This is a genomic window from Kitasatospora sp. NPDC094015 (assembly GCF_040304075.1).
GTDB lineage: Bacteria > Actinomycetota > Actinomycetes > Streptomycetales > Streptomycetaceae > Kitasatospora.
Genome location: NZ_JBEOUL010000014.1, coordinates 48,144 through 67,132 on the forward strand (window position 1 = coordinate 48,144; position 18,989 = coordinate 67,132).

16 protein-coding genes are annotated in these 18,989 nt (G+C 75.8%); 11 read left to right on the forward strand and 5 right to left on the reverse strand.

Features of this window, described 5'->3' with window-relative positions; genetic code table 11:
• Nucleotides 1-25: 25 nt before the first annotated feature.
• From ABT014_RS18485 to ABT014_RS18495, 3 genes are read right to left on the reverse strand one after another with little or no spacing between them, the layout of a single operon-like run.
• A complete protein-coding gene (locus ABT014_RS18485) occupies nucleotides 26-1,321 on the reverse strand; it encodes an SUKH-4 family immunity protein (RefSeq protein ID WP_350640023.1) in 1,296 nt (431 codons plus the stop codon).
• A complete protein-coding gene (locus ABT014_RS18490; RefSeq protein ID WP_350640024.1) occupies nucleotides 1,318-4,476 on the reverse strand; it encodes a toxin glutamine deamidase domain-containing protein in 3,159 nt (1,052 codons plus the stop codon). The genes ABT014_RS18485 and ABT014_RS18490 overlap by 4 nt, the downstream gene beginning before the upstream one ends.
• 58 nt (nucleotides 4,477-4,534) lie before the next feature.
• Nucleotides 4,535-4,873: a hypothetical protein gene (locus tag ABT014_RS18495; protein ID WP_350640025.1), complete on the reverse strand. Its 339-nt coding sequence runs from the start codon at nucleotides 4,871-4,873 to the stop codon at nucleotides 4,535-4,537.
• Nucleotides 4,874-5,106: 233 nt separating this feature from the next.
• Here ABT014_RS18495 and ABT014_RS18500 point away from each other — a divergent pair, with 233 nt between their 5' ends.
• Nucleotides 5,107-6,006 carry a DUF3109 family protein gene (locus ABT014_RS18500; protein WP_502895014.1) on the forward strand — a complete coding sequence of 300 codons (900 nt, stop codon included), beginning with the start codon at nucleotides 5,107-5,109 and terminating at the stop codon, nucleotides 6,004-6,006.
• Nucleotides 6,007-6,051: 45 nt separating this feature from the next.
• Here ABT014_RS18500 and ABT014_RS18505 read toward each other — a convergent pair whose 3' ends face one another.
• Both ABT014_RS18505 and ABT014_RS18510 read right to left on the reverse strand, forming a co-directional pair.
• Nucleotides 6,052-7,215, reverse strand: coding sequence for an NADH-quinone oxidoreductase subunit D (locus ABT014_RS18505; RefSeq protein WP_350640026.1), 1,164 nt, complete (start codon nucleotides 7,213-7,215; stop codon nucleotides 6,052-6,054).
• Nucleotides 7,212-8,216: an SAM-dependent methyltransferase gene (locus ABT014_RS18510; protein WP_350640027.1), complete on the reverse strand. Its 1,005-nt coding sequence runs from the start codon at nucleotides 8,214-8,216 to the stop codon at nucleotides 7,212-7,214. The genes ABT014_RS18505 and ABT014_RS18510 overlap by 4 nt, the downstream gene beginning before the upstream one ends.
• 104 nt (nucleotides 8,217-8,320) lie before the next feature.
• Between ABT014_RS18510 and ABT014_RS18515 the strand changes: the two genes are divergently transcribed.
• From ABT014_RS18515 to lysX, 10 genes are all read left to right on the forward strand, one after another.
• Nucleotides 8,321-9,526: a sensor histidine kinase gene (locus tag ABT014_RS18515; RefSeq protein WP_350640028.1), complete on the forward strand. Its 1,206-nt coding sequence runs from the start codon at nucleotides 8,321-8,323 to the stop codon at nucleotides 9,524-9,526.
• 15 nt (nucleotides 9,527-9,541) lie between these two features.
• Nucleotides 9,542-10,231, forward strand: coding sequence for a response regulator transcription factor (locus ABT014_RS18520; protein ID WP_350640029.1), 690 nt, complete (start codon nucleotides 9,542-9,544; stop codon nucleotides 10,229-10,231).
• Between the two features lie 166 nt (nucleotides 10,232-10,397).
• Nucleotides 10,398-11,330: a Rossmann-like and DUF2520 domain-containing protein gene (locus ABT014_RS18525; protein ID WP_350640030.1), complete on the forward strand. Its 933-nt coding sequence runs from the start codon at nucleotides 10,398-10,400 to the stop codon at nucleotides 11,328-11,330.
• Nucleotides 11,330-12,232 carry a pantoate--beta-alanine ligase gene (gene panC, locus ABT014_RS18530; protein ID WP_350640031.1) on the forward strand — a complete coding sequence of 301 codons (903 nt, stop codon included), beginning with the start codon at nucleotides 11,330-11,332 and terminating at the stop codon, nucleotides 12,230-12,232. Before ABT014_RS18525 ends, panC begins: the two co-directional genes overlap by 1 nt.
• 72 nt (nucleotides 12,233-12,304) lie before the next feature.
• Nucleotides 12,305-12,781, forward strand: coding sequence for an aspartate 1-decarboxylase (panD, locus tag ABT014_RS18535; protein WP_350640032.1), 477 nt, complete (start codon nucleotides 12,305-12,307; stop codon nucleotides 12,779-12,781).
• A 16-nt stretch (nucleotides 12,782-12,797) separates the two neighbouring features.
• Complete coding sequence (locus ABT014_RS18540) at nucleotides 12,798-14,456, forward strand: L-aspartate oxidase (protein ID WP_350640033.1); 1,659 nt, start codon at nucleotides 12,798-12,800, stop codon at nucleotides 14,454-14,456.
• Between the two features lie 101 nt (nucleotides 14,457-14,557).
• The gene (nadC, locus tag ABT014_RS18545) at nucleotides 14,558-15,529 is read left to right on the forward strand and encodes a carboxylating nicotinate-nucleotide diphosphorylase (protein ID WP_350640034.1); all 972 of its coding nucleotides are present in this window, start codon (nucleotides 14,558-14,560) and stop codon (nucleotides 15,527-15,529) included.
• A 53-nt stretch (nucleotides 15,530-15,582) separates the two neighbouring features.
• Nucleotides 15,583-16,380, forward strand: a complete 798-nt coding sequence (locus ABT014_RS18550; protein WP_350640035.1) for a type III pantothenate kinase — start codon at nucleotides 15,583-15,585, stop codon at nucleotides 16,378-16,380.
• 200 nt (nucleotides 16,381-16,580) lie between these two features.
• Nucleotides 16,581-17,312 carry a hypothetical protein gene (locus tag ABT014_RS18555; RefSeq protein WP_350640036.1) on the forward strand — a complete coding sequence of 244 codons (732 nt, stop codon included), beginning with the start codon at nucleotides 16,581-16,583 and terminating at the stop codon, nucleotides 17,310-17,312.
• A gap of 123 nt (nucleotides 17,313-17,435) precedes the next feature.
• Nucleotides 17,436-18,986, forward strand: a complete 1,551-nt coding sequence (gene lysX, locus ABT014_RS18560; RefSeq protein ID WP_502895016.1) for a bifunctional lysylphosphatidylglycerol synthetase/lysine--tRNA ligase LysX — start codon at nucleotides 17,436-17,438, stop codon at nucleotides 18,984-18,986.
• The last annotated feature ends 3 nt before the right edge of the window (nucleotides 18,987-18,989 follow it).

The following is an 18,989-nucleotide window of genomic DNA, read 5'->3' on the forward strand; positions in this document are numbered from 1 at the left end:
CGGCGCCGGGCCGGGGCAAGGGCCGTCAGAGCAGGCCGTACCAGAGCTGCTCGACGATGACGGCCCACCAGTTCTCCGGGTCGTCGAAGACCGTCCGGTCCAGCGTGGCCAGCACCCACTGGAACTCGGCCACGGCCGGCCCCGCGGTCTGCGGGTCGAGGCCGCGCAGCCGGGGCAGCCGGTCGGCGAGCAGGGCGAGGCAGCGGGTGAAGGCGGTCAGGTCGGCGTTGCAGTAGCGGGCGCCCGCGTGGTCGGGGTCGACCGCGCGGACCCGGCCCTGCGCGGTGTCCACGGTGATCAGCGCCCAGCCGTCGGTGCCGAGCACCAGCTGCCCGAGCAGCGCCTGCCGGGCGGCCGCGGTGGCCCGCCCGCCCCGGCCGGCGGCGGCCAGGAACGTGGCCAGCTCCGGCAGGACGGGCTCGTCGGGGGCGCCGTCGAGCACGCCGTCCGGCTCGGGGTGGTGGAGGGCGAAGAAGCCGTCCACCACCCGGGGCAGGCCGACCTCGCGCAGCGGGCGGGCCACCGCCTCCGGCAGGTCGGCGGCGAGCAGGCTCTCGGGCTCGAAGCGGCGCACCCCGTCCGGGCCGAACAGCGCGGCCAGCCGGGCGGCCAGGTCGGCCGCGGACTCCGGCTGGGCGGGCGGGACGGCGACCGGGAACGGCACCCGGTTCAGGCCCGGCCGCCCGGGCGCCGTCCGGGCCGCGGAGACCTGGCGGGCGGCCTCGGCCCGGTGGTGGAACCAGGGCCCGTCGGCGTGCTCGTAGCTGATCGGGACCTCCGGCAGCCGGGCCCGCAGGACGTGCGCCCAGTAGCCGCCGGGGAGCATGCCGGGCCGCAGGTCGGCGTGGAGCGAGACCAGGTCGGCCGGCTGCACGCCCTGCGCGCCGAGCTGCTGCCAGCCGCGCAGCAGCGGGTGCGGCAGCCCGTGGGCGGAGTCCACCACCAGGGTCCGCGGCTCGCCGTCGGCGTCGCGGTGCACCAGGGTGGCCCGCACCCCGGGGCCGGTGCACGGGGGCAGCACCGGATCGTGGCTGCCCGCGCCCAGCTTGTCGCGGTAGCGCCGGACCACGGCCGGCACCGGCACGGACGGCCAGACCGTCAGCTCGCCGGTGACCCGGTCGACCACCGCGCAGGCCGCGCCGATCTCCTCGGGGGCGCGGCGGGCGCCGGTGAGCGGATCCACCTGGACCGGCGAGGGCTCCGGCCAGACCACCCAGCCGAGCTCGAACTCGTGCGAGCGCACCGCCCGGACGGCGTCCTGCGGGAGCTCGCCGTTGATCCAGCGGTGGGCCGTGTCGACGGCCTGCTCACGGGTGATCATCGACGGGTGCTCCTCGGTCCTGCGGCGGGGCTGTGGTGGGCGGTGAGCCGCGAGCGCGGCGGGGCGGGCTGCTGAGCGGCCGGCCGCCGTTCCGCGGCGGCGGGCGGGGCGGCCGCCGCCGGCACCGGGACGGCGGCGGGCGCCGCGCTGCCCGCCGGGACGGTCACGGTGGCCGCGGCCGGGGCCTGGGCCAGATCGATCGGCCGGCAGTCCGCGTCGAGCGCGATCGCCCACAGGCCGTGCTCCACCGGGTGCAGCGGCTGCGCCGACCGGCGGGCCTCCTGGTGGTCGAGGTAGTGCACGGCGGCGCCGTCGCTGACCGCGTTCCAGGTGTGCGAGCGGCCGAACTCGTCCAGGGTCAGCAGCACCGCCTGGGCGCCCGGGCCCGCGCCGAGCAGGCTCCCCGTCAGCCGGGCCAGCGCGTCCCGGCCGTCGCCCAGGTCGTGGAACCGGGTGCCGAGCTCGCGCTCCGCGCGGTCCCGGCCGCCGCGCTCGCCGGCCGGTCCGTCCGGCAGCCGGGGCGCGGCGCAGCAGGCGTGGCCCAGATAGCTGTCGACGGCCGAAAGGGCCACGTCCACGCAGTTGTTGGCCCGGCCGCTCTCGCGCGGGCCGCCGCCGTTCAACGCCTCGGTCCAGTCGTCCCGCAGGTCGAGCGAACCGCCCTCGGGGACGGCGGTGCGCCGCACCACCTCGGCCTGGTGCGCCGGGTCGACCGGGCCGAGCCCGCCGGAGGCGCCGTACGGACGGCTGTCCGCGATGGTCCTGACCCGCTCAGGGGTGGCCGCCGGGCCCTGCGGTGCCGGGCGTCCGGCGTACCGGGCCAGCAGGTAGACCGCGCCCACCCCGGGGGCCAGCGCGACCACCGGCCCGCCGGAGGCCGGCGGGTGCTCCGCCGTCTCGGCGCGCCTGCGCAGCTCGTAACCGCCCTCGGGGCCGATCCGGACCGGTGCCGAGCCGCCGACCGGCGGGGTCGCCGTGGCGCCGGGGGCGGCGCCGCTGCCGACCGCGGCACCGGGCTGACCGGCACCTGGCAGGCCCGCGGCGGACCTCGCTCCGGCGCCGCCCGGCACCTGACCCCCGCCGACCACGGCGGCGGCCGCACCGGGCTGGCCCGCGGCGCCGGGCTGACCGGCCACGCCGGCCTGACCTGCCACCGGGCCGCCCGTGCCGGCCGCGCCCGCACCGGCGCCGCCGGGCACCGCCGCACCGCCGCCGACCACTCCGCCGACGGGCACGCCCGCCGGACCACCGACCGGACCACCGACCGGACCGCCGACCGGGCCACCCACCGGACCGCCGACCGAGCCGGACACCGGCCCGGCGGTCACCGGGGCCGGGGTGTAGGGCGCGGGCGCCGGCCCGGCGGACCCGCCGACCGGGCCGAGCTGGAACCCGCCGCCCGAGGAGACGCCCCCGGCCGCCGACCCCCCGCCGTACACCGGTGAGGGGTCGGCGGAGCGGTAGCCACCACCACCGGAGTACGGACCCGACCCGTCGCCGCCCGCCGAGGCGGTGACCTGCGGCAGGTCGAGCAGCACCGAGTCGGTGCGCACCGAGGGCGCCGCGTGGTGCACCGGCGCTGCGGACGGCAGGTCGTAGCTGTAGCTGTCGGGCTCGACCGGCGGTGCCTGGTACGTCTGGTGGCGCGGGGCCGCGGCCGCCCGCAGGGTGACCGGCTCGCGGTCGGTGTCGGTGTCGAAGCCCGCCGCGGTGGTGATGCCGCCGGTGTCCACGCCCACGGTCGCCGTCCGGGTGCCGGACAGCGGGTCGGCGTCCACCGACAGCAGCGGGTGGCCGTGGCCGGGGACGAGCCCCTCGCCGTCCACGGCGAGCAGCGGCCGGCCGTCCTTGCCGGTGCGGCCGCCGGGGCCGCCGTCCGGGTCGAGGCGGGAGTCCGGGTCGCCGTCCGGGTCGAGGCGGGGGTCCGGGTGCTCGGGGTCGCCGAGACCGTCCAGGCCGTCGTGCGGGCCGCCCGGGTGGGTCGGGTCGAAGGCGACCGGGCCGCCGTCGCGCCCGGTCAGCAGCCGGCCGTCGTGGTCGGTGGCCAGCGCGTCGACGGGCTTGCCGTCCGGGCCGGTGACCACGGGTTTGCCGTCGGCGTCGAGCAGCGGCTTGCCGTCCTCGTCCACGGCGACGCTCAGCCCGCCGGCGCCGAGCCGGCCGTCCGCGGAGACGGTCAGCGGGTGACCGTCGGAGTCGGTGAGCGGCTTGCCGTCGGCGCCGGTGGCGACCCCGGTGACGGGGGCGCCCTGGGCGTCCAGCAGGACCGGCTTGCCGTCCTCGCCGAGCACCGGGCGGCCGTGCTCGTCCGTCGCGACCGAGAGCCCCTGGACGCCGGTGACCTGCTTGCCGTCGGCGTCCAGCAGCACCGGGTTGCCCGCCTCGTCGGTGACCACCCGGCCGTCCGGGCCGACCGCGGCCGAGAGCGCGCACACCCCGGCGACCGCCGCCGCGCCGCCGCCCACGGCGCCGCTGAACTGCCCGGAGCCGGCGGCGCTCTTCTCCCGCAGCTCGCCGTGCAGGCCGCGGCCGTCCGCCTGGGCGATCCGCTCCAGGGCGATGATCGCGGGCTCCCGAAGCGCCGCCTGCAGCCCGTCGCGCAGCTGCCGGCCGAGGTCCTCCAGGAGTCCGGCGATCCGCAGCGCGGCGCTCTCCACGGCCGCTTCCTCGCCGGCCTCGGCGATCGCGCCGCGGACAGCGCCGACCACCTTGTCGACCATCCCGGCGAGACCGGGGCCGGCCTGCGCCGCGCTCGTGGCGGCCTTTGCCTCGGTGGCGTCGGCCTGGGCGATCTGCTCCGTCAACTCGGTGAGCACGGAGACCAGTTCGGCCTTGCAGTGGTCGACCGCGCCGGCCGCCCGGTCGAGCGCGCCGGCCAGCGCCTCGGCGGCGGTGTGCGCGTCGTCCAGGTGGCCCCGGCCGCCGCCGGTGAAGCCCCGCCAGTGCTCGGCGAAGGCGTCGACCGCCGGGCCCTCGTTCTCACCGGTGACCCGGTGGACGGAGTCGGCGCCCCGCCGGGAGAGACGGTCCGACTCGGCACCGAACTCCCGCCACAGGCCGGCCGCCCGGCGCAGCCCGTCCTCGTCGGCCTCGGGCCACTGGTGCCCGGTCCTCGCCAGCGCCGGGGCGAGTTCCTCCGGCAGCTTCCTGGACACGCGGGTCCCCCTCTGCGGTCGTGTCTGTTCGGGTCGTCGGTGGCTGGGCCCTACCGGCTCAGACCAGGCTCGGTCCGCTCGCGGTTCCCCGGCCGGTGAAGTCGGCGCGCACGTCGGCCTCGTTGCCCTCGGCGTTCTCGGCCATGGTGTGCAGGCCGGCGCCGATCCGGCCGAGCCGGTCCGCGAGGCCCTGGAGCCCGGCCAGCACGCCCTCGCGGGCCTCGCCGTACGCGGTGCCGAAGCCGCTGCCGGGGGCGTCCTGGCCCCACGGGGTGCCGAGGCCGGCCAGCGCGTTCTCCAGCTCCGCCGCCGCCTGCCCGAACTCCCGTGAGATCGCCTCGAACTCGCGCCCCTCGCCGTGGACCTCCCACGGCTTGATCAGCACCCTGTCCGCCATCCGGACATCCCCCGTCCCCGTCGGCCCGGCCCCCGCACCGGCGCCCCTGCGCCACGTACCCGGAAGCCGCCATCCTAGGCCCCGGCCGCCGCGCCGCCGCAGGGCCGCCGCTCCGTTTTCACAGCCGCTTCACGAGCCCGCGGCGGCCCGGCGCCCGGCCCGGGGCGGGGGGAGCCGGCCCCGGCGGGCGCCGGTCGGCCGGTCGGCGAGGTGCGAGGGCCTACCCTTGCGGGGTGGCAGCAGAGACCGTGAAGAGCGCGAAGACCGGCAAGAAGGCGAAGAAGGCCAAGGAGAAGGACCGGACCGGGGCCGCGACCGGCCGCGTCCTGGTCGACCTGGCCCCGCCGACCCTCCGGCCCGAGGTGCCGCTCGACTTCGCCCGCGCCTGGGTGGAGTTCGCCGACCCCGCCGACGAGGAGCAGGTCTTCCGCTGCGACCTCACCTGGCTGACCTCGCGCTGGGGCTGCATCTTCGGCAAGGGCTGCCACGGCATCCGCCCGGGCCGCGGCGCCTCGGACGGCTGCTGCACGCTCGGCGCGCACTACTCGGACGAGGACGACGAGCAGCGGGTGATCGGCCACGCCGCCCGGCTCACCCCCGAGACCTGGGAGAACTTCGGGCGCGGCACCGACGCCAAGGGCCGGCTCAAGGTCGAGGGCGGCATCACCATGTTCGACGAGGACGGCGACCGGCAGACCAGCCGGGTCAACGGCGCCTGCATCTTCCTCAACAGCCCCGGTTTCGCGGGCGGTGCGGGCTGCGCCCTGCACACGCTGGCCCTCAAGGAGGGCAAGGAGCCGCTGGAGACCAAGCCGGACGTCTGCTGGCAGCTGCCGGTGCGCCGGACCTACGACTGGATCGACCGCCCCGACGACACCCGCTACCTCCAGGTCACCATCGGCGAGTACGACCGCCGGGGCTGGGGCCCGGGCGGCCACGACCTGCACTGGTGGTGCACCGGCAGCCCCGAGGCGCACAACGCGCCCGACCCGGTGTACGTCAGCTACCGCCCCGAGCTCACCGAGCTGATGGGCCCGGCGGGCTACGCCGTGCTGGTCGGTCTGTGCGAGCAGCGGATCGCCTCCGGCGGCGCCCGGACGCTGGCCCCGCACCCGGCCGACGAGCAGGCCTGACCGGTCGCCGCTCCCCGGCCGGGGGGCGGCAACCGGGCGCGGCGGCTACTTGTCGATGTCGCCGACGACGAAGAACATCGAGCCCAGGATCGCCACCATGTCCGCCACCAGGGTGCCCGGCAGCAGTTCGGTCAGCGCCTGGATGTTGTTGTACGAGGCCGAGCGCAGCTTGAGCCGCCACGGGGTCTTGTCGCCGCGCGAGACCAGGTAGTAGCCGTTGATCCCGAGCGGGTTCTCGGTCCAGGCGTAGGTCTCGCCCTCGGGTGCCTTGAGCACCTTGGGCAGCCGCAGGTTGATCGGGCCCGGGGCGAGCTCGGCGAGCCGGTCGAGGCAGGCGTCGGCGAGGTCGAGCGAGTTGGCGGTCTGCTCCAGCAGGCACTCGAACCGGGCCAGGCAGTCGCCCTCCTCCCGGGTGACCACGGTGAGGCGGTCGCGCAGCTCCCCGTAGGCGAGGTAGGGCTCGTCCCGGCGCAGGTCGAAGTCGACGCCGCTGGCCCGGGCGATCGGGCCGCTGACCCCGTAGGCGTGCACGTGCTCGGCGGAGAGCACGCCGACGCCGGCGGTCCGGCCGCGGAAGATCTCGTTGCCGAGCACCAGGTCCTCGAAGACCGGCAGCTGGGAGCGGACGGTGGCGACGGCGACCCGGACCCGGCCGAGCCAGCCGGCCGGGACGTCCTCCTTGAGGCCGCCGACCCGGTTGAACATGTAGTGCATCCGGCCGCCGGAGGCCTCCTCCAGCACGTGCTGGAGCTCCTCGCGGCCGTGGAAGGCGTGGAAGACCGGGGTGATCCCGCCCAGTTCCAGCGGGTACGAGCCGAGGAACATCAGGTGGTTGAGCACCCGGTTGAGCTCGGCCAGCATGGTGCGGATCCAGACCGCGCGCTCGGGCACCTCCATGCCGAGCATCCGCTCGACGGCGAGCACCACGCCCAGCTCGTTGGCGAAGGCGGAGAGCCAGTCGTGCCGGTTGGCCAGCATGATGATCTGCCGGTAGTCCCGGGCCTCGAACAGCTTCTCCGCGCCGCGGTGCATGTACCCGATCACCGGCTCGGCGGCCACGATCCGCTCGCCGTCCAGCACCAGCTTCAGCCGCAGCACGCCGTGCGTGGACGGGTGCTGCGGGCCGATGTTGAGCACCATGTCGCTGGTGCCCAGCTCGCTGGTGAGCGTCTCTGCGCCTGCGCCGATGCCGACCGTGGTCTCCCTCATGGGGTCAGAGTCTGCCATCCCGGCAGCCCCGCCAGGCTCTGCGGTACCGGCATCCGGACGGCCTGGGCCAGCCAGCCGAAGCCCCCCAGGCCGGCGGGGTCGGTCAGTTCGGCGGCCTCGCCCGCACCGGACAGGGCGCGCAGGTACCCGACCGGATCACTGGAGGCCAGCGCGAGCGGGGGGCGCGCGCCGTGCACGCCCAGCGCGTGCAGCGCCTCCCGCTGGGTCGTCCACAGGCTGTGGACAGCGGGGACGGCCACCGCGTCCAGCGCGACGTGCGCGGTCACGTCGCAGCTACCGTCCGGCACCGGGCGCACCTCCCGGCCGGCCCGGAAGCCCGCCAGGGTGCCGAACGGCGGCCGGTCCGCGCGGCGGTGCGCGTAGTCCACGGCGACCGCGAGCCCGCCCTCCAGCGCGCCCACCGCCGCCGCCCAGGCCGCGTCCCGGGGCCCGCCCAGCTCCACCCGGTCGCCCTTGGGCCACCAGCGCTCGGCCCACCGGGCGTCCGCCGGCGCCAGCCGGTCGCCGAGCCGCTCCTCCCCCGCCGGGGACACCTCCACGTAGCGCAGCACCCCGTGCCCGTCCCGCTCGGCGACGTCCAGCGGCACGTTGTCCAGCCACTCGTTGGCGAACAGCAGCCCGCGCACCCCCTCGGGCACCCGGTCCGTCCACACCACCGCCTCCGGCAGCCCGGCCGGCCGCCCGGCCAGCTCCACGGCGTACGGGCGCAGCCGCGCGGCCAGCCCGGGCCCGGCCCCGGCCAGCACCGCGGCGGTCAGCTCGCCCCGGCCGGCGCCCACGTCGACGAAGGCCAGCCGCTCGGGGCGGCCGAGCGCCTCGTCCACCTCCGACAGCAGCCGCAGCACCGCCCGGGCGTAGTGCGGCGACGCGTGCACGGAGGTGCGGAAGTGGCCCGCCGGGCCCTCCGGCCTGCGGTAGAAGCCGCCGTCCGCCCCGTACAGGGCCTGTTCCATGGCGGGCCGCCACTGCATCCACTCCATGGCGGCGACGGTATCCAACTCGGGGGCGTCTCCACCCTGCGGAGTAGGACGGATCGCCCTCCCGGCGGACCTGGAGCGGTTCGCGGACTCCCTAGGCTGGAGTCGTGCATCGACTCAACGCCTGGTTCCGCCGACACCCGATGGTGGTGGACTCCGCCTGGGCGCTGCTGCTGCTGTTCTTCGGCGCCCTGGCCGCGATCGAGCAGGACAGCAGCTGGCAGCAGGTGGGCGGGCTCGCCGTCGCCGTGGCCATCCCGGTCCTGATGGTCTTCCGCCGCCGCTCCCCGGACACCGTGGCGGCCTTCGCCGTCCTGCTCGGGCTGGCGCAGATCGCGTTCAACGTGAGCCCGAACCTCTCCAGCATCGGCTACCTGGTCTTCGCCTACACCGGCGCCGCCTTCGGCGCGCCCTGGACCTCCCGGCTGGTGCTGGGCGCCGGCGTGCTGGCCGGTCCGATGACGGTGTGGCGGTTCCAGTCCGGGCCGGAGCACAACGACCCGGCGCTCGGCTTCCTCCAGCTGGCCTTCCTGTCCGCGCTGATGACCAGCCCGTTCATCCTGTGCTGGGCCTGGGGCCGGCTGACCAGGGTCCGCCGGGCCTACCTGGTCGAGCTGGAGGACCGGGCCGCCCGGCTGGAGCGCGAGCGCGACGCCCAGGCCAAGGTGGCGGTGGCCGCCGAGCGCGCCCGGATCGCCCGCGAGCTGCACGACGTGGTCGCGCACAACGTCTCGGTGATGATCGTTCAGGCCGACGGCGCGGCCTACGTGCTCGACAACTCCCCGCAGCAGGCCAAGGAGGCGCTCGGCGCGATCGCCGCCACCGGCCGCCAGGCCCTGGTGGAGATGCGCCGCCTGCTGGGCGTGCTGCGCACCGCCGGCACCACCGGGGACTACGTGCCGCAGCCCGGCGTCGAGGAGCTGCCGGAGCTGCTGGAGCAGGTCCGGGTGGCCGGGCTGCCGGTGGACTTCGCCACCACCGGCGACCCGCGGGAGCTGCCGCGCGGGCTGGAGCTGACGGTCTACCGGATCGTCCAGGAGGCGCTCACCAACGTCCGCAAGCACGGCGGCCCCGGCGTCCGGGCCCGGGTGGCGGTGGACTTCCGGGACCAGGACCTGGAGGTGCTGGTCGAGGACGACGGCCGCGGTTCCACCGCGGAGCAGCTGGTCGACGGTGGTACCGACGGCCTCGGGCATGGTCTGATCGGCATGCGCGAGCGGGTCGGCATGGTCAGCGGCAGCCTCGACATCGGCCCCAGGCCCGGCGGTGGTTTCCGGATCCGCGCGGTGCTCCCCCTCAGGTCAGCGAAGTAGTAGAAGGAGTCTCAGGTGACGATCCGGGTGATGCTGGTCGACGATCAGGAGCTGCTGCGCACGGGCTTCCGGATGGTCCTGCAGTCGCAGGGCGACATCGAGATCGCCGCCGAGGCGGGCGACGGGGCGCAGGCCCTGGACGTGCTGCGCACCACCGAGGTGGACGTGATCCTGATGGACGTCCGGATGCCCCGGCTGGACGGCGTCCAGGCCACCCGGCGGATCTGCGTCGGCGAGGACGGCGCGCCGCTCCCGGACGCCCCGCACGTGCTCATCCTGACCACCTTCGACCTGGACGAGTACGCCTTCGCCGCGCTCAAGGCCGGCGCCAGCGGCTTCCTGCTCAAGGACGTGCCGCCGACCGAGCTGGTGGCGGCCATCCGCTCGGTGCACGCGGGCGACGCGGTGGTCGCCCCGACCACCACCCGCCGCATGATCGACCGGTTCGCGGAGGTGCTCCCGACCACCTCCGCCACCCCCGGCCCGTCCACCCTCGGCCCGCTCACCGAGCGCGAGCGCGAGGTCTTCCTGCTGGTCGCGCAGGGCCTGTCGAACGGCGAGATCGCCGCCCGCCTGGTGCTCTCCGAAGCCACCGTCAAGACGCACGTCGGCCGGATCCTCGCCAAGCTCGGCCTGCGCGACCGGGTGCAGGCCGTGGTGCTGGCGTACGAGGCCGGTCTCATCCGGGCGGGCGCCGGGGATTGAGCACAGCCGGGCGGGCGCGGGCGACTGACGCCCCGACCGCGGGTGCCTGCGGGCCGCCCGCCGGGGTCGGCCGGTGCCCGGCCGGGCACCGGGCCGGCCGTAGAATGGCGCGGTACGTCCGGTACCTGCGGAGGACCGGAACGGAAGACGGGACGAAGGCCGAGCCGTGAGCACGTCCGACCGCGCAGACTTCGACTTCGGCGATCCCTCGGACCCGGGCAACCGGCCGGCCAGGCTGGCCGTCGGGGTGGTCGGGACGGGCCGGGTCGGCCCCGCGCTCGGCGCCGCCCTGCAGCTGGCCGGCCACCGGGTGGTGGCCGCCTCGGGCGTCTCGGCGGCCTCCCGGCGCCGGGCCGACGCGCTGCTGCCGGGCGTCCGGCTGGTCACCCCGCCGCAGGTGCTGGCCGCCGCCGACCTGGTGCTGCTGACCGTGCCGGACGACGCGCTGGCCGACCTGGTGGCCGGGCTGGCCGCGACCGGGGCGGTCCGGCCGGGGCAGCTGGTCGCGCACACCTCGGGCGCGCACGGCGTCGCGGTGCTGGAGCCCGCCACCCGGGCCGGCGCGCTGCCGCTGGCGCTGCACCCGGCGATGACCTTCACCGGCACCTCGGTCGACGTGGCCCGGCTGGCCGGCTGCCCGTTCGGGGTGACGGCGCCCGAGGAGCTGCGGCCGGTCGCCGAGGCCCTGGTGGTCGAGATGGGCGGCGAGCCCGAGTGGGTGCCCGAGGACGTCCGGGTGCTCTACCACACGGCGCTGGCGCACGGGGCGAACCACCTGGTCACCCTGGTCGCGCAGGCGATGGAGCTGCTGCGGACGGCCGGTGTGGCCGAGCCGGGGCAGCTGCTGGGCCCGCTGCTGGGCGCGGCCCTGGACAACACCCTGCGGGCCGGCGACGCCGCCCTGACCGGCCCGGTCGCCCGCGGCGACGTGGGGACGGTGCGCAGGCACCTGGACCGGCTCGCTACGGTGGCCCCGGACATCGGGCAGGCCTACCGCGCGATGGCCCGGGCCACCGCGCAGCGGGCGGTCCGGGGCGGAACGCTCGGAGCAGGGCCAGCGGCGGCCCTGCTGGACGTACTGAACGAGGAGAAGCACTGATGGCGGGCAAGAACCAGCGCGGCGCCAAGCCGGCGCCCAAGGCCCACAAGGCCGAGCTCACCCACACCGTGACCGACTTCGAGGCGGCCTTCTGGCCGGACGAGCAGCCGGTGGACAACGCGGTGGTGATGACCATGGGCGCGCTGCACGAGGGGCACGCCGCGCTGATCCGGGCCGCCCGCAAGCAGGTCGGCCGGGACGGCCGGGTGGCCGTCACGGTGTTCGTGAACCCGCTCCAGTTCGGCGCCGGCGAGGACCTGGAGCGCTACCCGCGCAACCTGGCCGCCGACCTGCGGCTGGCCGAGGAGGCCGGGGCGGACGTGGTGTTCGCGCCGACCACCGAGGAGATGTACCCGAACGGCGAGCCGCTGGTGCGGCTGAGCGCGGGCCCGATGGGCGAGCAGTTCGAGGGCGCCGCCCGTCCCGGGCACTTCGACGGCATGCTGACCGTGGTCGCCAAGCTGCTCCACATCACCGACCCGGACTTCGCCTACTTCGGCGAGAAGGACGCCCAGCAGCTGGCGATCGTCCAGCGGATGGTGGCCGACCTGGACTTCGACGTGGAGATCGTCGGCGTGCCGACCGCCCGCGAGGAGGACGGGCTGGCGCTGTCCTCCCGCAACCGCTTCCTGTCCGAGCCGGAGCGCGAGCAGGCGCTGGCGCTGTCGCGCGCGCTGTTCGCCGGCCGGGACGCCGGGGCACACGGGCCGAAGGCCGTCCGCGAGGCCGCCGCCGAGGTGCTGGCGGGCGCCGACGGCGTCACCCCCGACTACCTCGCCCTGATCGACCCGGACTCCTTCACCGAGGCGCCGGACGACTTCCAGGGCGAGGCGGTGCTGGCCGTCGCCGCGAAGGTGGGCACCACCCGCCTGATCGACAACGTCCGCATCATCGTCCGCTGAGCCGGACCACACCCGCACGACCCGTACCCAAGCCGAAGTTAGGCATGCACTCACCTCAGGAGGCGTGACCGGATGCTCCGCACCATGCTCAAGTCCAAGATCCACCGGGCCACCGTGACCCAGGCCGACCTGCACTACGTCGGTTCGGTCACGGTGGACGAGGACCTGCTCGACGCGGCCGACCTGCTGCCCGGCGAGCTGGTCCACATCGTCGACATCGACAACGGCGCCCGGCTGGAGACCTACACCATCGCCGGGCCGCGCGGCACCGGCGTGATCGGCATCAACGGCGCCGCCGCCCGCCTGGTCCACCCGGGCGACCTGGTCATCCTGATCGCCTACGGGCAGATGGAGACCGCCGAGGCCAAGGCCTACCGGCCGAAGGTGGTCTTCGTGGACGGCGACAACCGGATCACCTCGATCGGCCCGGACGCGGCCGCCGCCCCCGAGGGCAGCGGCCTGCTCCGCGGCGACCTGGTGGCCCCCGCGCCCCGGGCGGCGGGAGCGTACCGTGATGCCGACGGCGCGGCCCCGACCGCCGCGCACTGAAGGAGCAACTGAAGCCATGTCGTCGTACCGCCTGACCGCTCCCGCCCCCGGCTGGACCACGACCACCGACGTCGTCGTGGTCGGGTCCGGGGTGGCCGGCCTCACCGTCGCGCTCAATGCCCGCAAGGCCGGCCTGCGGGCCATGGTGGTCACCAAGGCGATGCTGGACGACGGCTCCACCCGCTGGGCCCAGGGCGGCATCGCCGCCGCCCTGGGGCCCGGCGACACCCCCGAGCAGCACCTCGCCGACACCCTGGTCGCCGGCGCCGGGCTGTGCGACGAGGAGGCCGTGCGCACCCTGGTCACCGAGGGCCCGGACGCGGTGCGGCACCTGATCGCCACCGGCGCCGCCTTCGACCAGGACGCCGACGGCGAGATCCTGCTGACCCGCGAGGGCGGCCACCACCGGCGCCGGATCGCGCACGCGGGCGGCGACGCCACCGGCGCGGAGATATCGCGGGCGCTGGTGGAGGCGGTGCGCTCCGACCCGGGGATCGAGCTGATCGAGCACGCGCTGGTGCTCGACCTGCTCACCGACGCCGAGGGCCACACCGCCGGGCTGACCCTGCACGTGATGGGCGAGGGCCAGCGCGACGGCGTCGGCGCCATCCGCTCCCGGGCCGTGGTGCTGGCCACCGGCGGCATGGGCCAGGTCTTCTCCGCCACCACCAACCCGGCCGTCTCCACCGGCGACGGCGTGGCGCTGGCGCTGCGCGCCGGGGCCGAGGTGACGGACCTGGAGTTCGTCCAGTTCCACCCGACCGTGCTGTGGCTCGGCCCGGACGCCGAGGGACAGCAGCCGCTGGTCTCCGAGGCGGTCCGCGGCGAGGGCGCGTACCTGGTGGACGCGGCGGGCACCCGCTTCATGGTCGGCCGGCACGAGCTCGCCGAGCTGGCGCCGCGGGACATCGTCGCCAAGGCGATCATGCGGCAGATGGAGCTGCACGGCGCCGAGCACATGTACCTGGACGGCCGGCACTTCGGCGCCGGGATGTGGGCCGAGCGCTTCCCGACCATCCTCGCCTCCTGCCGCTCGCACGGCATCGACCCGGTCACCGAGCTGATCCCGGTCGCGCCCGCCGCGCACTACGCCTCCGGCGGCGTGCGCACCGACCTCACCGGCCGCACCACCGTCCCGGGCCTGTACGCCTGCGGCGAGGTGGCCTGCACCGGCGTGCACGGCGCCAATCGGCTGGCCTCCAACTCGCTGCTGGAGGGCCTGGTCTTCGCCGAGCGGATCGCCGCCGACCTGGCCGCCCGGCACCGGGCCGGCGAGCTGCCCGAACGCACCGTGGACGTGGCCGGCGCCCGCGCCGCGCACGCCGTCCCGCTGCTCGCCCCGGAGGCCCGGGCCGACGTCCAGCGGCTGATGTCGCGCGGCGCCGGCGTGCTGCGCTCGGCCGCCTCGATGGCCGCCACCGGCGCCGGGCTCGCGGAGCTGGCCGAGGCCGCCCGCGCGCACGCCACCGAGCGCAAGCCCGCCGACCCCCGGGTGGAGACCTGGGAGGCCACCAACCTGCACCTGGTCGCCACCGCGCTGGTGACGGCCGCCGCGCTGCGCGCGGAGACCCGGGGCTGCCACTGGCGCGAAGACTTCCCGGAGCGCGACGACGAGCACTGGCAGCGCCACCTGGTCACCACGCTGGCCGCGGACGGCGGCCCGGTGGCGCGCTGAGCACCGGGCCCCACCCGGCCGACCGGCGGCCCGCCCGCACCCCGTAACCGCCCGCGCCCCCGACGGGGGCACACCCCCGCACCGCCCCCGAAGGAGCACCGATGACGCACGACCACGACCACGACGAACTCCCGCTCGCCGACCAGGGCTGCGGCGACGGCTGCGCCTGCGGCGACGGCGAGGCGTACGAGAGCGGCCTGGACCCGGCGCTGGCCGAGCTGCTGGAGCAGGCCGGCCTCGACCCGGTCGAGGTCGAGGACATCGCCTCGCTGGCGCTGGCCGAGGACCTGGCCGGCGGCGAGGACGTCACCTCGGTCGCCACCGTCCCGGCCGACGCGGTGGCCACCGCCGACTTCACCGCCCGTCAGGCCGGCGTGGTCGCGGGCCTGCGGATCGCCGAGGCCGTGGTCTCGCTGGTCTGCGAGGAGGAGTTCGAGGTCGAGCGGCACGTCGAGGACGGCGCCCGGGTCGAGGCCGGCCAGGTGCTGCTGTCGGTGCGCAGCCGCACCCGCGACCTGCTGACCGCCGAGCGCTCGGCGCTCAACCTGCTCTGCCACCTGTCCGGCATCGCGACCGCCACCCGGGCCTGGGCCGACGCCCTGGAGGGCACCGGCGCGGTGGTCCGCGACACCCGCAAGACCACCCCGGGCCTGCGTGCCCTGCAGAAGTACGCGGTGCGCTGCGGCGGCGGGTCCAACCACCGGATGGCGCTGTCCGACGCCGCCCTGGTGAAGGACAACCACGTGGTCGCGGCGGGCGGGGTGGCCGAGGCCTTCAAGGCCGTCAAGGCGCTCTACCCGGAGCTGCCGGTCGAGGTCGAGGTCGACACCGTGGCGCAGATCCAGCCGGTGCTGGACGCCGGCGCGGACCTGATCCTGCTGGACAACTTCACCGTGGCGCAGCTGCGCGAGGCGGTCGCCCTGGTGGCCGGCAAGGCCCGGCTGGAGGCTTCCGGCGGCCTGACCCTGGCCACCGCGCGCGAGGTCGCCGACACTGGTGTCGACTACCTCGCCGTCGGTGCCCTGACCCACTCCTCGCCGGTCCTGGACATCGGCCTGGACCTGCGCGACTGATCCGCCCGCCCGCCGGCGAGCAGGCGGGGCCCACCTCAGCCAGAAAGCACCCCATGCTCCTCACGATCGACGTCGGCAACACCCAGACCACGCTCGGCCTGTTCGACGGCGAGGAGATCGTCGAGCACTGGCGGATCTCCACCGATCCGCGCCGCACGGCGGACGAACTGGCGGTGCTGCTCCAGGGTCTGATGGGTTCCCATCCGGTGGTCTCGGCCGAGGACCGGGTGGCCGGGCTGGCGATCTGCTCCTCGGTGCCCGCCGTGCTCCACGAGCTCCGCGAAGTGACCCGCCGTTACTACGGCGACGTCCCCGCGGTGATCGTGGAGCCGGGGGTGAAGACCGGGGTGCACGTCCTGATGGACAACCCCAAGGAGGTCGGCGCCGACCGGATCGTGAACGCGCTGGCCGCCAACCACCTCTACGGCGGCCCGTGCATCGTGGTCGACTTCGGCACCGCCACCACCTTCGACGCCGTCAACGAGCGCGGCGACTACGTGGGCGGGGCGATCGCCCCGGGCATCGAGATCTCGGTCGAGGCGCTCGGCCTGCGCGGCGCCCAGCTGCGCAAGATCGAGCTGGCCCGCCCGCGGAACGTGATCGGCAAGAACACCGTGGAGGGGATGCAGTCCGGCATCCTGTACGGCTTCGCCGGCCAGGTCGACGGGCTGGTCAACCGGATGGCCAAGGAGCTGGCCAAGGACCCGGACGACGTCCAGGTGATCGCCACCGGCGGGCTGGCCCCGCTGGTGCTCGGCGAGGCCGAGACCATCGACGTGCACGAGCCCTGGCTCACCCTGATCGGCCTGCGGCTGATCTTCGAGCGCAACCGGCCGGCGACCGCGGCCTGACCCGCGGCGGGGTGGTGGAGCGCGGGGCGGCAGAGCGCGGGTCCCGGACCGCGCCCCCGCCCCGCCGCGCGCCCCGGACCGCGGGGTGGACCGCGAGGTGGGCCGCGTACGGAGCAGGCCGTGCGCGGGCGTCGGGCCAAACGTGGGGTCTTGACGCGACGTTCCCGACAAATCGGATATTCGTCACGTAGTGTCAACGCATGCCTACGCCACACGGATCGCGCGGCGGCATGGCGTTCAGCGCCGACGAAGTCCGCGTGCTGCGCCGCGCCCTCGCCCAAGCCCTCCATCCGGCCGAGTCCGACCGGCTGCTACCGACCGGGCCCGAGCCCGAACTCTGGGCCGAGGACGTCCAGGAGGCCCTGCGCCTCACCGAGGCCATCGAGGAGGCCGTCGCGGAGGGCGGCCGGCTGCGGGTCTTCCTCCTCGCCGACCTGGCCCGCTACCGGGCCGCGCTGCCCGGCAGCGCCACGGGCTACCTGGAACGCCTGGAGGAAGCGGTCACCGACGGCTACCTGCCGACCCCGGACGACCTCGCCGCGCTGCGCTCGCTGACCCGCCGGCCCTGCGGCCCCACCGAACGCTCCCGGCGCTCCCGGCTGGCCGGCCGCTGCCACGCGCTGGCCGAGGCCGAGGTCCGCGAGCGGCTCTCGCTCAACTCCGCGCCGCGGCACCTGGCCGCGGTGCCCGACCCGGCCGCCGAGCCCACCTTCACCGCGGCGGCCGACGCCGCGGGCCACCCAGTTGGAGGACGGATCCCGATGAGCAGCAACTCCGCCGGCACGCCCAAGCCCGCCGCCGCCCCGGCCCACCGCCCCCAGCCCCGCCGGATGCCCACCCCCGCCGAGCTCTTCGGCCGCCGCACCCGCTCGGCCCCGGCCCCCCAGCCGCCCGCCGAGGAGGAGACCGAGCTCGCCACCGGCACCGGCTGACCACCGCCCGGACCGCAGGGGAGGCCGCGCCCGGCCTCCCCTGCGGCGTGTCCGCCCGGGCCCCGGCCGGGCCGCCGTCCATCCCGTGACGGCCCGGCCCGTACGGCTGGCTACCCTTGTGGGGTGAGCGATCAGAGCACTGTCACCGCGACCGACGACCTCCCCGAGCAGATGCGCGTGCGGCGCGAGAAGCTGGACCGGCTCCGGGCGGCCGGCGTCGACCCGTACCCGGTCGGTTTCCCCCGCACCACCACCATCGCCGACCTGCGCGCCGAGCACCCCGACCTGGAGCCGGACACCGCGACCGGCGAGCGGGCCGGCATCACCGGCCGGGTGATCCTGGCCCGTACCGGCGGCAAGCTCTGCTTCGCCACCCTGCGCGACGGCTCCGGCGACCTCCAGGTGATGTTCTCCCTGGACCGGCTCGGCCCGGAGCGGCTGGCCGCCTGGAAGTCGGACATCGACCTCGGCGACCAGGTCGGCGTCGAGGGCGAGGTGATCACCTCCAAGCGCGGCGAGCTGTCCGTGATGGTCGACCGCTGGGAGCTCACCGCCAAGTGCCTGCGCCCGCTCCCGGACAAGCACAAGGGCCTGACCGACCCGGAGGCCCGGGTCCGCCAGCGCTACGTGGACCTGATCGTCAACCCCGAGGCCCGCGAGATCCTCCACCTGCGCAGCAAGGTGGTCCGCTCGATCCGCCGCACCTACGAGGAGCGCGGCTACATCGAGGTCGAGACCCCGATGCTGCAGCCGGTGCACGGCGGCGCCAACGCCCGCCCGTTCACCACCCACATCAACGCCTACGACATCGACCTCTACCTGCGGATCGCCCCCGAGCTCTACCTCAAGCGGCTGGTGGTCGGCGGCGCGGAGAAGGTCTTCGAGATCAACCGCAACTTCCGCAACGAGGGCGCGGACTCCACCCACAACCCGGAGTTCACCTCGCTGGAGTCGTACGAGGCCTACGGCGACTACGACACCCAGGCCGAGCTGATCCGCGCGACCATCGTCAACGCGGCCCGGGACGCGCTCGGCACCACCGTGGTCCGCGGCATCGGTCCGGACGGCGCGGAGCACGAGATCGACCTGGCCGAGCCCTGGGCCGAGGTCAGCGTCTACCCCGGCATCTCGGCCCACCTGGGCAGCGAGATCACCCCGCAGACCTCGGTCGAGGAGCTCCGCAAGCTCGCCGACGAGGCCGGCGTGCCCTACGAGAAGGAGTGGGGCCACGGCCAGATCGTGCTGGAGATGATCGAGCGGCTGCTGGAGCACAACGCGATCAGGCCGACCTTCATCCGGGACTACCCGACCGAGGTCTCGCCGCTGACCCGGCAGCACCGCTCGATCCCGGGCGTGGCCGAGAAGTGGGACCTGGTGATCTTCGGGACCGAGATCGGCACCGCCTACTCCGAGCTGGTCGACCCGGTCGAGCAGCGCGCCCGGCTGACCGCCCAGTCCCTGCTGGCGGCCGGCGGCGACGTCGAGGCGATGCAGGTGGACGAGGACTTCCTGCGGGCCCTGGAGTACGCGATGCCGCCCACCGGCGGTCTCGGCCTGGGCGTCGACCGCCTGATCATGCTGCTCACCGGGAAGAACATCCGCGAGACGGTGCTCTTCCCGATCGTGAAGCCGGAAGCCAAGCAGGCGGCCGCGACCGCCGCCGAGGAGGAGTGACCT

Excerpts from the sequence above, each read along its gene's own strand:
- ABT014_RS18485 (WP_350640023.1), bottom strand. The coding sequence starts at position 1,321 with ATGATCACCCGTGAGCAGGCCGTCGACACGGCCCACCGCTGGATCAAC.
- ABT014_RS18495 (WP_350640025.1), bottom strand. The coding sequence starts at position 4,873 with ATGGCGGACAGGGTGCTGATCAAGCCGTGGGAGGTCCACGGCGAGGGG.
- ABT014_RS18505 (WP_350640026.1), bottom strand. The coding sequence starts at position 7,215 with ATGAGGGAGACCACGGTCGGCATCGGCGCAGGCGCAGAGACGCTCACC.
- ABT014_RS18510 (WP_350640027.1), bottom strand. The coding sequence starts at position 8,216 with ATGGAGTGGATGCAGTGGCGGCCCGCCATGGAACAGGCCCTGTACGGG.
- panC (WP_350640031.1), top strand. The coding sequence starts at position 11,330 with ATGGCGGGCAAGAACCAGCGCGGCGCCAAGCCGGCGCCCAAGGCCCAC.
- panD (WP_350640032.1), top strand. The coding sequence starts at position 12,305 with ATGCTCCGCACCATGCTCAAGTCCAAGATCCACCGGGCCACCGTGACC.
- ABT014_RS18540 (WP_350640033.1), top strand. The coding sequence starts at position 12,798 with ATGTCGTCGTACCGCCTGACCGCTCCCGCCCCCGGCTGGACCACGACC.
- nadC (WP_350640034.1), top strand. The coding sequence starts at position 14,558 with ATGACGCACGACCACGACCACGACGAACTCCCGCTCGCCGACCAGGGC.
- ABT014_RS18550 (WP_350640035.1), top strand. The coding sequence starts at position 15,583 with ATGCTCCTCACGATCGACGTCGGCAACACCCAGACCACGCTCGGCCTG.
- ABT014_RS18555 (WP_350640036.1), top strand. The coding sequence starts at position 16,581 with ATGCCTACGCCACACGGATCGCGCGGCGGCATGGCGTTCAGCGCCGAC.